Annotated in this window: 11 protein-coding genes; 7 read left to right on the forward strand and 4 right to left on the reverse strand. The window is 67.0% G+C overall.

Annotated elements, in window-relative coordinates:
• Positions 1 to 12: 12 nt before the first annotated feature.
• A complete protein-coding gene (locus ACW17U_RS13625; protein ID WP_166504132.1) occupies positions 13 to 993 on the reverse strand; it encodes a peptidylprolyl isomerase in 981 nt (326 codons plus the stop codon).
• A gap of 303 nt (positions 994 to 1296) precedes the next feature.
• Between ACW17U_RS13625 and secA the strand changes: the two genes are divergently transcribed.
• On the forward strand, positions 1297 to 4062 hold the full coding sequence (gene secA, locus ACW17U_RS13630) for a preprotein translocase subunit SecA (protein WP_492053116.1): 2766 nt from the start codon (positions 1297 to 1299) through the stop codon (positions 4060 to 4062).
• A 222-nt stretch (positions 4063 to 4284) separates the two neighbouring features.
• On the opposite strand, the gene ACW17U_RS13635 is transcribed toward secA, so the two are convergent.
• Positions 4285 to 4569, reverse strand: a complete 285-nt coding sequence (locus ACW17U_RS13635; RefSeq protein WP_492053118.1) for a GIY-YIG nuclease family protein — start codon at positions 4567 to 4569, stop codon at positions 4285 to 4287.
• Positions 4570 to 4857: 288 nt separating this feature from the next.
• Between ACW17U_RS13635 and ACW17U_RS13640 the strand changes: the two genes are divergently transcribed.
• Complete coding sequence (locus ACW17U_RS13640) at positions 4858 to 5745, forward strand: alpha/beta hydrolase family protein (protein ID WP_492053120.1); 888 nt, start codon at positions 4858 to 4860, stop codon at positions 5743 to 5745.
• Positions 5746 to 5896: 151 nt separating this feature from the next.
• On the opposite strand, the gene ACW17U_RS13645 is transcribed toward ACW17U_RS13640, so the two are convergent.
• Together ACW17U_RS13645 and ACW17U_RS13650 are read right to left on the reverse strand one after the other, a co-directional pair.
• Positions 5897 to 6952 carry a DUF2855 family protein gene (locus ACW17U_RS13645; protein ID WP_492053122.1) on the reverse strand — a complete coding sequence of 352 codons (1056 nt, stop codon included), beginning with the start codon at positions 6950 to 6952 and terminating at the stop codon, positions 5897 to 5899.
• Between the two features lie 99 nt (positions 6953 to 7051).
• On the reverse strand, positions 7052 to 8434 hold the full coding sequence (locus tag ACW17U_RS13650; protein ID WP_492053124.1) for a carotenoid oxygenase family protein: 1383 nt from the start codon (positions 8432 to 8434) through the stop codon (positions 7052 to 7054).
• Between the two features lie 91 nt (positions 8435 to 8525).
• Here ACW17U_RS13650 and ACW17U_RS13655 point away from each other — a divergent pair, with 91 nt between their 5' ends.
• The 5 genes from ACW17U_RS13655 (at position 8526) to ACW17U_RS13675 (ending at position 12928) form a co-directional block, all read left to right on the forward strand.
• On the forward strand, positions 8526 to 9131 hold the full coding sequence (locus ACW17U_RS13655) for a TetR/AcrR family transcriptional regulator (protein WP_492053126.1): 606 nt from the start codon (positions 8526 to 8528) through the stop codon (positions 9129 to 9131).
• 103 nt (positions 9132 to 9234) lie between these two features.
• A complete protein-coding gene (locus ACW17U_RS13660) occupies positions 9235 to 10134 on the forward strand; it encodes an EamA family transporter (RefSeq protein ID WP_492053128.1) in 900 nt (299 codons plus the stop codon).
• Positions 10135 to 10334: 200 nt separating this feature from the next.
• Positions 10335 to 11474 carry an epoxide hydrolase family protein gene (locus ACW17U_RS13665; RefSeq protein ID WP_492053130.1) on the forward strand — a complete coding sequence of 380 codons (1140 nt, stop codon included), beginning with the start codon at positions 10335 to 10337 and terminating at the stop codon, positions 11472 to 11474.
• Between the two features lie 21 nt (positions 11475 to 11495).
• Positions 11496 to 11903 (forward strand): GFA family protein, encoded by a 408-nt coding sequence (locus ACW17U_RS13670; RefSeq protein ID WP_492053132.1) that lies wholly within the window; start codon positions 11496 to 11498, stop codon positions 11901 to 11903.
• Positions 11903 to 12928 (forward strand): threonine aldolase family protein, encoded by a 1026-nt coding sequence (locus tag ACW17U_RS13675; protein WP_492053134.1) that lies wholly within the window; start codon positions 11903 to 11905, stop codon positions 12926 to 12928. The genes ACW17U_RS13670 and ACW17U_RS13675 overlap by 1 nt, the downstream gene beginning before the upstream one ends.
• Positions 12929 to 12942 lie beyond the last annotated feature (14 nt).

Genomic DNA, 12942 nt, shown 5'->3' on the forward strand with positions numbered 1-12942 from the left:
AGGTCGTCTCGACTACTTCTTCGCGGGGGCCCCGGGGGCTGGGTTGGCCGTGGCCGGCGCGGGCTGGGGCGCGGCGGCCGGTGCCGAGCCCTGCAGCTCGACCGGCGGTGCCGAGGCCGGCTCCTCCGGCTCGCCCGGCAGGTCCTGGGTCTTGCTGGTCAGCATGTCGACCTTGGCCCCGCCGCGCAGCTTTTCCAGCAGGTCCCGGACCTGATCATAGGTCAGGAAGCGCACGATCTGCGGGCGCGCCGCCTCCAGCGTGATCGGCTCTTCCATGCGCTTGTCCTCGACCCGCAGGATCGCCCAGCCGCCTTCGGTGGCGAACGGACCGACCAGCTGGCCCTTCTGGGCCGTCTTCAGGGCACCGGCATAGGCCTCCGGCATGACGTCGACGGTGAAGTAGCCGAGGTCACCACCGTTGAAGCGGGTGGCCTGGTCGGTCGAGCGCTCCATGGCCAGGGCGTCGAACGAGGCGCCCGTCGCCAGCAGCTTCTTGATGCTCTCGGCCTCAGCCTGGCTGGCGACCAGGATCTGGCGGGCGCGGATCTCTTCCGACCGCTTGGACAGCTTCTGCTGCTCGGCATAGAGCCGGCGGATGGCGTCTTCGTTGACGGCCTTCTCGACCACGCTCTCGACCAGCATGTCGCCGAGGATCCGCTCGCGGGCCGCGGCCAGGCGGCGCTGGGCGACGGGGTCCTTGTCCAGCTTGCGCTTGAGGGCTTCGGCCGCCAGCAGCTTCTGGTCGACGACCTCATCCAGGCGCTGGCGGAACAGGTCGCTGGAGATGTCGAGGGGCTCCCCCTCGCTGATCAGGCCCTGGGCCACCGCCTCGCGCTTGACGTCGGACGCCCAGACCGCATGGCCATTGACCCGCGCCACGGCCGTATCACCCGGCTCCGGCGGCTTCTCGGCGCTCTGGTTCTGGCCGCAGGCGGCCACCACCACCGTGACGGCCAGCAGGGCCCAGATCCGGCTGTGAGGGAACTTGATCAAGGGGCGAACCTCCGGCGAACCTTCGGGACGGCTCTAGCGCGGTTTCGGCATCAGGGGAATGCAAGTCCGCCACTTCCACAGCAGGGGTTTCCGGCATTTTTGGCGCAGTCGTCTTCGAAATGCTGAAAAGGCCTGAAACCGACACCTTTGCCGGGCTCTATGGCGGGCCCTCGCGTTGACACTGGAAGGGTCGCTGCTTAAGTCTCCCGCGCGCTGTAAAGACGGAAATCGTCGTGCCTGGTCGTTACCTTGCAGGAACTCCGACGCCCGCTGCGCCTAACACTTCATCGGAATCTCGACTTCATGCTCGGCTTCGCCAAAAAGCTCTTCGGCTCTTCCAACGACCGCAAGGTCAAGACGCTGACCGCCCGTGTGGCGAAGATCAACGCCTTTGAGCCGCAACTCGCCGCGCTCTCCGACGAGGCCCTGAAGGCCAAGACCGCCGAGTTCAAGGCCCGGCTGGAAAAGGGCGAGACCCTCGACGACCTGCTGCATGAAGCCTTCGCCACCGTCCGCGAGGCCTCCAAGCGCGTGCTGGGCATGCGCCACTTCGACGTCCAGATGGTCGGCGGCATGGTGCTGCACTTCGGCGGCATCTCGGAAATGCGCACGGGTGAAGGCAAGACCCTGGTCGCCACCCTGCCCACCTATCTGAACGCCCTGGCCGGCAAGGGCGTGCACGTCATCACGGTCAACGACTATCTGGCCAAGCGCGACGCCGACTGGATGGGTCAGGTCTACAATTTCCTCGGCCTCAGCTATGGCGTCATCGTCAACGGCCTGAGCCAGGGCGAGCGCCAGCGGGCCTATCGCAGCGACATCACCTACGGCACCAACAACGAATTCGGCTTCGACTATCTGCGCGACAACCTCGTCTACAGCGTCGAGGAAATGGTCCAGCGCGGCCACCACTTCGTGATCGTCGACGAGGTCGACTCGATCCTGATCGACGAAGCCCGCACGCCGCTGATCATCTCGGGCCCCACCGAGGACCGCAGCGAGCTCTACAAGACCATCGACGTCCTGGTGAAGGAGCTCATCAAGGACAAGGCCACCTACGATTTCGACGAGAAGCAGAAGCAGGTCATCCTCACCGAGGAGGGCCAGGAGCGCATCGAAGAGATCCTGATGGCCGGCGGTCATCTCGCCGAGGACACGGCCGGCCTCTATGACGCCGCCAACATCTCGCTGGTCCACCACGTGAACCAGGCCCTGCGCGCCAATGTGATCTACACGCGCGACAAGGACTATATCGTCAAGGGCGACGAGGTCGTGCTGATCGACGAGTTCACCGGCCGCATGATGACAGGTCGCCGCCTGTCGGAAGGCCTGCACCAGGCCATCGAAGCCAAGGAAGGCGCCGAGATCCAGCCCGAGAACCAGACCCTGGCCTCGGTGACCATCCAGAACTATTTCCGCCTCTACACCAAGCTGTCAGGCATGACCGGCACGGCCTCGACCGAGGCCCAGGAGTTTGACGACATCTACAAGATGGCCGTCAGCGAGATCCCGACCAACCGTCCGGTCCTGCGCATCGACGACGACGATGAGGTCTATCGCACCGAGCGCGAGAAGAACGAGTCGATCCTCAAGCAGATTGCCGACTGCCACATGCGCGGCCAGCCGATCCTGGTCGGCACGGTCTCGATCGAGAAGTCGGAAGCCCTGTCCAAGCTCCTGGCCACCTATGCCTGGGAACATGACGGCAAGAAGCACAACGGCATTCCGCACCAGGTGCTGAACGCCCGCTTCCACGAGCAGGAAGCCCTGATCGTCGCCGATGCGGGCGTGCCCGGCGCGGTGACCATCGCCACCAACATGGCCGGCCGCGGTACCGACATCCAGCTCGGCGGCAATATCGACATGCGCCTGTCCACCTGGCGGCAGCAGCAGAAGGGCCTGGGCATCGTCCCGACCCATGAGGACGAAGTCGCCCAGCGGGCCAGCCTCGAAGCCGAGATCTCCGCCGCCAAGAAACAGGCCCTCGAGGCCGGCGGCCTGTTCGTGCTCGGCACCGAGCGCCACGAAAGCCGCCGCATCGACAACCAGCTGCGCGGCCGTACCGGCCGTCAGGGCGACCCGGGCCACTCCAAGTTCTTCCTGTCGTGCGAAGACGACCTGCTGCGCATCTTTGCCGGCGAGCGCCTGGACGCGATCATGCGCACCTTCGGTGTCCAGGAAGGCGAGGCGATCACCCACAAGTGGCTCAACAACGCCATCGCCACCGCCCAGAAGCGCGTCGAGCAGCGCAACTACGAGATCCGCAAGAACCTCCTGAAGTACGACGACGTCGTCAATGACCAGCGCAAGGCCGTGTTCGAGCAGCGCCAGGAGTTCATGGAGTCCAGCGACCTCTCGGACATCATCCATGAAATGCGCCGCGACGTGGTCGACGACCTCGTCCTGCGTCACCTGCCGCCCAAGGCCTATGCCGAGCAGTGGGACATCGAGGGCCTGACCGAACGGGTCAAGTCGGTCTTCGGGCTCGACCTGCCCCTGGCCGAGTGGGCCGCCGAGGAAGGCATCGCCGACGAGGAGATGCGCGAACGCATCACCAAGGCCGCCGATGACTATGCCGCCCAGCGCGAAGAGATCATCACGCCCGAGCAGATGCGCCAGGTGGAAAAGAGCTTCCTGCTGCAGATGATCGATCTGCAGTGGCGCGAGCACCTGATGCACCTGGACCATCTGCGCAACGTCATCGGCCTGCGCGGCTATGGTCAGCGCGATCCGCTCAATGAGTACAAGACCGAAGCCTTCAGCCTGTTCGAAAAGCTGCTGGGCGACCTGCGCACCAACACCACCCGCTGGCTGATGACGGTCGAGATCGCCTATGCCGAACCCGAGCCGCTGCGGGCGCCGGAAGAGCTGATCGAGATCCACCTCGATCCTCTGACCGGTGAAAATGTCGCCGTGGCCGGGGGCATTCCGTCCGGCCTGACCCCGGCCCAGCGCCAGGCCCTGCCGACCTCGGCCCTGCCGGCCGGCTGGCAGAACACCAATCGCAACGGGGCCTGCCCCTGCGGTTCGGGCCGGAAGTTCAAGCAGTGCCACGGGTCGCTGGTTTAGCGATCAGGCTCTGCAGTCTGAGTTTGAAGCGCCCGTCCCGGGAAACCGGGGCGGGCGCTTTGCTTTGGATCCCTAAAGCCCGCTCTCCCCGGCGAAAGCCGGGGCCCAGATCGAACCCTGAGCGTGGCTGATTTGGCTGTGTCCTAGGCGCGCCAGCCCCAAACGTACTGGATGAATCTGGACCCCGACTTTCGCCGGGGAGAGCGGCTTGCTGGAGGTCCTCTAACCCAGAAACTCCAGAGCCAGATCCCGCCACTCCGGGTTATCAGCCTCGATCAGTTGCAGCTTCCAGACCCGTCGCCACTCCTTGATCTGGCGCTCGCGCCGCCAAGCGCCTTCCCGTGTCTCATGGGCTTCATGCCAGACCAGCATTGTGCAGCCATATCGCCCGGTGAAGCCGCTTTCACGCGACTGATGCTCTGAGACGCGACGGCCGAGGTCGTCGGTATAGCCCGTGTAGAGTGTACCATTGCGGCGGCTGGCCATGATGTAGACGTGGAACATCATGGTGTAACCTTAAAGAGATTTTCTGTTAAATTCAATCTAAGGTTATAAGATATCCGCTCTCCCCGGCGAAAGCCGGGGCCCAGATTCATCCGGTGCGTTTGGGGCTGATCCGCCAAAAGTCTTGCCCGTGCGGACGTGATCGTGGGTTCGATCTGGGCCCCGGCTTTCGCCGGGGAGAGCGGAGGTTATAGGTCACGACTTCTTGCTCTCGCCTGCGCGCCGCCTGAACCGTTGACGCGCCCCGCCGGCGCGGGGCTAGCTGGCGGTCCGATCGACGAAAGCCCACTCATGCGCCTTGCCTGTTTCGCCATTGCCGTCGCCCTGATCACGGCCAGCTCCGCCGCCGCCGCGCCCAAGACCTTCCGCCAGCTGCTGGACATGCCGCGCGCCCAGCCGACGGCGCACATCCCCTATGGGGCCGAGCCCGAGCAGTTCGGCGACCTCTGGCTGCCCGCCGGGGCCGGCAAGCATCCCGTGGTGGTGCTGATCCACGGCGGCTGCTGGCAGGCCAAATATCCCAGCGTCGAGCTGATGGCCTATATGGCCAGGGACCTGCAGGGTCGCGGCTATGCAGTCTGGAACCTGGCCTATCGCCGGCTGGGCGAGCCCGGCGGCGGCTATCCGGGCACCTTCGTCGATGTGGCGAACGGCCTGGACAGGCTGCGCGCCCTGGCACCGGTCCATAATCTGGATCTCCGGCGCGTCGTCGTGGCCGGACACTCGGCCGGCGGCCACCTGACCACCTGGGCCGCGGCGCGCCCCCGCCTGCCCAAGGCCAGTCCCCTGCGCGTGGGCAAGCCGCTGAAGATCCGGGGGGCGATCAGCCTGGCCGGCATCAATGACCTGGCCGCCTATCGCGCCACCGGGCCTGACGCCTGCGGGGGGCCGGAGACCATCGACCGGCTGACCGCCGGCTCTGCCCTTCCTGACCGCTATGCCGACACCTCTCCGCCGGCCCTGCTGCCGATCAGGACGCCTGTGGCGGTGATCTCCGGCGCGCTGGACCCGATCGTACCGCCGACCTTCGGTGTCGACTTCGCGTCCAGGGCAAAGGCGTCCGGCGACCGGGTCGAGGAGATCACGATCGCCGAGGCCGGACACTTTGAACTGATCGACCCGACCTCGGCGGCCTGGCCGCGGATCGTGGCGGTGATCGACCGGATGGCGGGGCGGTAAAAATCTCCGCTCTCCCCGGCGAAAGCCGGGGCCCAGATTCAGCCTGAGCGTTTGGGGATGGCGCGCCTTCTGACGGAGCCAGAACAACAGCCGCTCTGGGATCGATCTGGATCCCGGCTTTCGCCGGGAAGAGCGGTTGAAAGACGGAGCCCTAGGGCCTGACGATACACCCCGTCTCCGGCGTGGCCCGGCCTTCCAGGACCGACAGATAGGTCTCGGCCAGGGCCGCCTGGCCCTGACCGGTCTCGACCTTCAGCCAGCGCGGCGCATCGCCAACGAAGGCGCTCCAGGCCGCGCCGTAGCGGGTCTCGAAGCCGCCGGGGCCCCAGTCTTCCTGACGCTTCTTCACCCGGTCGGGGGCAAAGAACAGGATCGGACGCGGGCCCGGCAGGTCACCGGCTCCGCGCGGCGCCTCCCAGTGGGTGCCGCCCACCAGGCAGGAATAGGCCAGGTCGTCCCCGAACCGCCGATGCACCGTGCCCAGCACCGCCGCATCGCCGGCAAAGTCGACAAAGACCGCCGGCGTCGCCATCGGGGCGGTGGCGAGATCCTCATAGGTCACCACCTGGTCGTAGAAGCCCAGGGCCTCGACGAAGGCGACATTGCGCGACGAGGTCAGGCCGACCACCTTGGCCCCGCCCCGCTGCTTGAGTAGGAAGGCCAGGCCGATCGCGGTCTTGGACGAGGCGCTGGACAGGATGATCGAGCCGGCTCCGAACATGGCGTGCTCGTCGAGGAAGTCGTCGATCAGGAATCCGGTGATGAACAGCGGCTGCAGGATCGCCCGGGCCGCCTCCAGGTCATCCTCGGCGCCGACGGCTGAATACTGGTTATAGACCGCCGCCAGATGCTGCCGGTGGGGCGCGGCGTCGGCGAAGCCGCCCCGCGTCTTGCGCGGCTGGACCGTCAGGTGGCTGGACATCGGATAGTAGCCGTAGAAGCGCTGGCCCAAGCTGATGTCAGGGTGGTTCGAGGCCTCGACGGTCGCAAAGCCCCAGACCGGCACGCGGCCGAAACCCTCGGCCGCCGGGAAGAAGTCCCAGTAGCGCATCGCCTCGCCGAACACGGCATAGGTGATGTTGTTGGCCGTCAGGGCAAAGCTGTCGACGGCCAGCCGGACCTCGCCCTCGCCCAGGTCCGGCAGGGTCGCGGGCTGGAACTGTGTCTGTCTCAGGTCGGTCTTGGCGACCAGAAAATCCCAGGCCATGGCGGCGCTCCCTTGGTTGTTGGCGGTGAGGTAACAGGAGCTTCCGCGATCAAGTCAAACACTTGTTCGCCCTCCTTCTCCCCTTGCGGGAGAAGGACGCTAGGCGTTCACCCAGTTGCCGTGGAAACCGAACGGCACGCGCCTCGGCACCTTTGCAGTGGCCACCGGTCCGGCAGCCACATCCTGGGCATCCAGAACCACCAGCTCACTGGCGTTCAGCTGGCCGCGATAGACCACCGCCGTCAGCCAGCCCTCGCCCTCCGGCGCAGTCGGTGAGGCCGGGGTGAAGACCGCCTCGGACACCGCATCCCCAGCCGGCACGCTCCATTCGCTGCGACGGCCCGTCTCGAGGTCGATATGGGCGATGATGTGGGTGCGGAAGTCTCCGGGCTTGAGGCTCTGGCCGACAAACCAACCGTGACGATAGGGCAGGCCCGCCAGCCGCTCGTCAAAGCGCGGGAACTCGCCGGCCAGATCGTCGAGTTGGGTTTCGGTCACCGACCCGCTGGCCAGGTCGATCGTCCAGCGCACCAGATAGGCCGCCGCGTTTTCGCCCCGCGTGCCGTCGGCCCTGGGGAACAGCGGGGCCGAGGCGTAGCGCATGACGTCGACGATGACGGTCTGGCCCTCATCGAAGGCATTCATCACGTGGAAGACATAGCCCTTGGGGGCCTCGAACCAGCGCAGGCTTTCGACGCCCCGGTCGCGGCGCAGCACCGCCAGCTGGCCGCCCTTTTCGGGCTCCCAGGCAAAGACCGGCTTGCCGCCCATGGCCCGCTGCAGGCTGCCGGTCAGGGGCAGGACCGGAATGACCACATGTTCGCGGGTGACCGCGAAGTCGTGGATCATCGAGCAATAGGGGGCCTCGAAGGTCTCGCGCTTCAGCAGGGTGCCGGCGGCGTCAGCCACGCCCCAGCTGACCTTGCTCGACAGCGGCATCGGATCATCGGCATAGGCGAAGAACACCATCTCGCCGGTGAGCGGACAGGTCTTGGGGTGGGCGGTGACCTTGCCGCCCAGGTCATAGGGCCCGATGGAGTCGAGCTCGGGTCCGGACAGCTGGAACGGCGCATGGGCCTCCTCCAGGGCTAGCAGCCGGCCGGCATGCTGGACGATGTTGGTATTGGCCACGCCGCTGTCGGTGCCCATGACCGAAGGGTCGGTGGTCATCGGATTGCCCCAGCTGCCGAACAGGGCCTGGCCCGCCGCATGCTCGACCGTCCACTTGTTCGTACGGACCCAGCGATTGCGGTAGTGCACCCGGCCCGCGTCCAGGGTGAAGGCGTGCAGCATGCCGTCGCCGACGAACCAGTGATAGTTGCCGTCGCGCGCCTCGTACTGGGGATTGGGCCCGTTGCGGTACAGGGTGCCCGTCAGGCCGGGGGGCAGGACCCCCTCCACCACCAGCTCGAAATCATCCTCGCTGTGCACCGGTGCGAAATTGCCGGTCAGATAGGGGTTGATGCGAACCTCGCCGTCCATGGTCGGTCTCCGGGCTGTGGTCGTGATGGCTTATTGTTTACGTTGTAAATTTATGTTGTAAGAAAATGAGTTCGTCAACTGGGATTCGTCAGTGCCCCGCGTCCTGTCTTCCGAAGACGTCGAAGATTTCCGTCGTCGCCTGTGCGTGGCCGCCGAAGGCCTGTTCGCCGAGCGCGGCCCCGAGGCGGTGACCATGCGCGAGCTGGCCACCGCCATGGGGGTCAGCCCCATGACCCCCTATCGCTATTTCCAGGACAAGGACGCCATTCTCGCCGCCGTGCGGGCCGCCGCCTTTACCCGCTTTGCCGAAGCCCTCGAGGCCGGGATGGGTCAGGCGGGCGACCCGATCGTCCGGTCACGCCAGGCCGGCATGGCCTATATCGAATTTGCCCTCGCCCAGCCCCAGGCCTACCGGCTGATGTTCGACCTCAACCAGCCGACCGAGGCCGACTATCCCGACCTGCAGGCGGCCGTCGCCCGGGCCCGCCGGACCATGACTGTCCACGTCGAGGGCATGATCCGGGCTGGCCTGCTCGAGGGCGACGCCGAGATGATCGGCCACATGTTCTGGTCGGTGCTGCACGGCATGCTGATGCTGCAGATCACCGGCAAGCTGGCCCCGACCATCGATCCCCAGACCCTGCGGCGACAGATGTTTGCCACCCTGCTGCGCGGCCTCGGCCTGCCGGAGCCCTGATTCCGCCCGCATCGCCTCCGGATTGTCACCGGGACAATGTTTCCGTTGCAGCGCCGCACGTCAGGGATCAAAGGCGGATGGCCCGCCCGAAAAGGACCCGCCGATGACCGCTGCGCCCCTGCCCCTGCGCCATCTGCTGCTGGCCCTGGCCGTGGTGGCGGTGTGGGGCACCAATTTCGTGGTCATCCGCATCGGGCTGGATCACTTGCCGCCCCTGCTGTTCGCCACCCTGAGGTTCACCCTGGTGCTACTGCCCATGGCGTTTTTCGTCAGGCGGCCCGATGTGCCGTGGCGCAACCTGGCCGCCTATGGCGTGCTGATCGGGGCCGGACAGTTCGGCATGCTGTTCCTGGCCATGAAGGGCCACATCTCCCCGGGCCTGGCCTCGCTGGTGGTGCAGACCCAGGTGTTCTTCACCATCGGCATGGCCATGAAGATCAACGGCGAGCGGGTGCAGCCCTTCCAGGTCGTCGCCCTGCTGCTGGCCGCTTCGGGCATCGTGCTGATCGCGGCGCATGGCGGCGGCTCGGCTACCCCCCTGGGCGTCGGGCTGGTGCTGCTGGCCGCCGCCAGCTGGTCGGGCGGCAATATCGTCGCCCGTCAGGCCGGCAGCGTGAACATGCTCGGCTATGTGGTCTGGGCCAGCCTGTTCTCGATCCCGCCGCTGTTTGCGATGTCGCTGTGGCTGGAAGGCTGGCCGGCCATGGTCGCGGGTGTTCGCAATGCCGACGCTCTGACCTGGGCGGCCGTCCTCTGGCAGGCGGTGGGCAATACCATGTTCGGCTATGCCGCCTGGGGCTGGCTGCTGGCCCGCCACCCGGCCGCCACGGTCACCCCGATGGCCCTGCTGGTTCCGGTGTTCGGCATGGGGGCCTCGGCCCTGCTGCTGCACGAGGGCCTGCCCGCCTGGAAGCTGATCGCCGCAGGCCTGGTGCTGACGGGGCTGGCGGTGAACGTGCTGTGGCCGAAGGTGCGGGAGGGGATCGGGGTGGTGAAGGCCTAGCAAAACTTCCGCTCTCCCCGGCGAAAGCCGGGGCCCAGATTCAGCCAGAGCGTCTCGGGATGATGCGCCTGCGGACGGTGTGAAGACGCCCACTTCTCAGGGTTTGATCTGGGCCCCGGCTTTCGCCGGGGAGAGCGGAGTTAGTCTTGACCTCCCCCACGTCACCCGCCTGACCCTCTCCGCAAAACAGGGAGGACGCCATGGCCACGCCGTTCAGGGTCGAGTGGAGCCAGGAAGCCGTCGAAAGGGTCATGGCCCAGGTCCGGGCCTATGAGTTCCCGCCTGCGCCGGAGGGCGGCGGCTGGAACCATGGCTGTGACGCCGCCACACTCAAGCGCCTGACTGCCTACTGGGCCGACGGTTTCGATGTCGGCAAGGCGCAGGAGACCCTCAACCGCCATCCGCAGTTCACCGCCAGGGTCGGGGACCTCGACCTTCACTTCGTCCATGTCGTCGGCGAGGCGGGAGGCAAGCGGCCCCTGCTGCTGACCCATGGCTGGCCGGGCAGCCATTTCGAGTTCTGGGAGGCCATCGAGCCCCTGGCCTTCCCGTCACGCCATGGCGGCGACCCGGCCGACGCCTTCGATCTGGTGATCCCGTCCCTGCCGGGCTTTGGCTTTTCGGGAAAACCCAGGGCCCCGATCGGCCAGCGGGCGACCGCAAGGCTGTTCAACAGCCTGATGACGGAGGTGCTGGGCTATGACCGCTACCTCGCCCAGGGCGGCGACTGGGGCGGGCTGGTGACATCGTGGCTGGGGCTGGACCATGCCGCACACGTCAAGGCCATCCACCTGAACATGATCGGCTTCCGGCCGGCCGGTCCGCCGCAGGGTGAGGCCGAGATCGCCTGGATCCAGCGCACCGGCTTTGCCATGGACGTCATGGGGGCCTATTTCCGGCTGCAGGCCTCCAAGCCCCAGTCCCTAGCCTGGTTGGGCGCGGGCAATCCCGTCGGTCAGGCCGCCTGGATCCTCGAGCGCTTCCATGACTGGGCCGATCTGTCCGGCAAGCCCTTCGAGCAGGTGTTCAGCGACGACCAGCTGCTGACCAACATCATGCTCTATGTGATGACCGGCAGCTTCACGACCGGGGCCTGGTACTATCGGGGCCTGATGGAGGAAGGCGGCATTGTCCTGCCGGCCGGGACCCGCTGCGAGACCCCCACCGCCTTCGCCAACTTCCCCGGCGAGCTGCTCTATTCCGCCCCGCCCCGCAGCTGGTGCGACCGCGCCTACAACATCACCCGCTGGACCGACATGCCGCACGGCGGCCACTTTGCGGCGATGGAAGAACCCGGGCTGTTTGTCGACGACGTACGGGCCTGGGGCCGCCAGGCCTGATCCTCAAGACGGAGCACTGTGATGACCCTCAAGACCGGCGGCTGCCTTTGCGGTGCCATTCGCTACGAGATCGACGCCGAGTTCCTGGGCGTGGCCGTCTGCCATTGCCGGGACTGCCAGTATGCCTCGGGCGGCGGGCCCAACTTCATCGCTATGGCTCCGCGCGACAGCGTGCGCTTTGTCGAGGGCACGCCCCGCCAGTATGACCGCCCCGGCGGCAGCGGGGCCAATGTCGGGCGGGTGTTCTGCCCGGACTGCGGCACGCCCCTGCTGTCGGATATCGGCGCGCCCTTCCTGGCCGTAAAGCTGGGCGGGCTGGACGAGTCCGCCGACCTCAAGCCGGGCGTCCGCATCTGGACCCGCTCGGCCCCGGCATGGCATGTGATCGACCCTGCCACGCCCGGCTTTCCAGAGAGTCCGCCGTTCTGATGTCTTCTGCCCGCTACGATTTCGCGTCCGACAATGTCGCCGGGGCCATGCCAGAGGTTATGGAGGCAATGCTCGCCGCCAATGCCGGGACGGCCTCTGGCTATGGCACCGACCATGTCAGCGCCGCCGCGGCTGACCGGATCCGCGCCCTGCTGGATGCCGATGCCGAGGTCCGCTTCACCGCCTCGGGCACGGCGGCCAATGCCTTTGCCCTGACCGTTCTGGCCCGGCCGCACGAGGCGGTCCTGGCCCACGAGCATGCCCATATCTGCACCGACGAGACCGGCGCGCCCGGCTTCTTCGGCCAGGGCGTCGGGCTGATCGGCCTGCCGGGGGCTTCGGGCAAGATCGACCTGACCGGACTGGAAGCAGCCCTGGCGCGGCCTGAGGTGTCCTACAACCAGCCGGCCGCGGCCCTGTCCCTGACCACGGCCACCGAATACGGCACGGTCTATGAGGCCTCGCACCTGGCCGCCCTGATCGCGCCCGTGAAGGCAAAAGGCTACGGCGTCCACCTGGATGGCGCGCGTCTGGCCAATGCCGTGGCGGCGGGCTTTGATCTGAAAACCGTCGCCAAGATGGGCGTCGACATTCTGGTCATGGGCGGCACCAAGGCCGGTTCGACCCCGACCGAGGCCGTGGTCTTCCTCAATCCGGACCACGCCCGCCGGCTGGATGCGCGGCTGAAACATGCCGGCCAGCTGGTCAGCAAGGGCCGCTTCCTGGCCGCGCCCTGGCTGGGACTGCTGGGCGAGTCCAATGACGGCGGCCCCTGGGCCCGGCGCGCCGCCCACGCCAATGCCATGGCCCGCAAGCTGGCGGCCCTGATGCCCTTCCCGATCCGCCACCCGGTCGAGGCCAACGGCGTCTTCGTCGACATGGACGAGCCGACCCTGGAGCGTCTGCGCGGCGAGGGCTGGTTCGTCTACCGCTTCCTGGACGGCACGGCCCGCTTCATGTGCTCCTGGGCCACGACCCCGGAAATGGTTGAGGACCTGGGCGCAGCCTTGAAGCGGATCGCCTGATCGCCCGTGCGCAG

Source organism: Caulobacter sp. AVps16 (genome assembly GCF_058681455.1).

What these genes read in the sequence shown, in the direction of transcription:
- secA (WP_492053116.1), top strand. Translation starts at nt 1,297, where the DNA reads ATGCTCGGCTTCGCCAAAAAGCTCTTCGGCTCTTCCAACGACCGCAAG.
- ACW17U_RS13635 (WP_492053118.1), bottom strand. Translation starts at nt 4,569, where the DNA reads ATGATGTTCCACGTCTACATCATGGCCAGCCGCCGCAATGGTACACTC.
- ACW17U_RS13640 (WP_492053120.1), top strand. Translation starts at nt 4,858, where the DNA reads ATGCGCCTTGCCTGTTTCGCCATTGCCGTCGCCCTGATCACGGCCAGC.
- ACW17U_RS13645 (WP_492053122.1), bottom strand. Translation starts at nt 6,952, where the DNA reads ATGGCCTGGGATTTTCTGGTCGCCAAGACCGACCTGAGACAGACACAG.
- ACW17U_RS13650 (WP_492053124.1), bottom strand. Translation starts at nt 8,434, where the DNA reads ATGGACGGCGAGGTTCGCATCAACCCCTATCTGACCGGCAATTTCGCA.
- ACW17U_RS13660 (WP_492053128.1), top strand. Translation starts at nt 9,235, where the DNA reads ATGACCGCTGCGCCCCTGCCCCTGCGCCATCTGCTGCTGGCCCTGGCC.
- ACW17U_RS13665 (WP_492053130.1), top strand. Translation starts at nt 10,335, where the DNA reads ATGGCCACGCCGTTCAGGGTCGAGTGGAGCCAGGAAGCCGTCGAAAGG.
- ACW17U_RS13670 (WP_492053132.1), top strand. Translation starts at nt 11,496, where the DNA reads ATGACCCTCAAGACCGGCGGCTGCCTTTGCGGTGCCATTCGCTACGAG.
- ACW17U_RS13675 (WP_492053134.1), top strand. Translation starts at nt 11,903, where the DNA reads ATGTCTTCTGCCCGCTACGATTTCGCGTCCGACAATGTCGCCGGGGCC.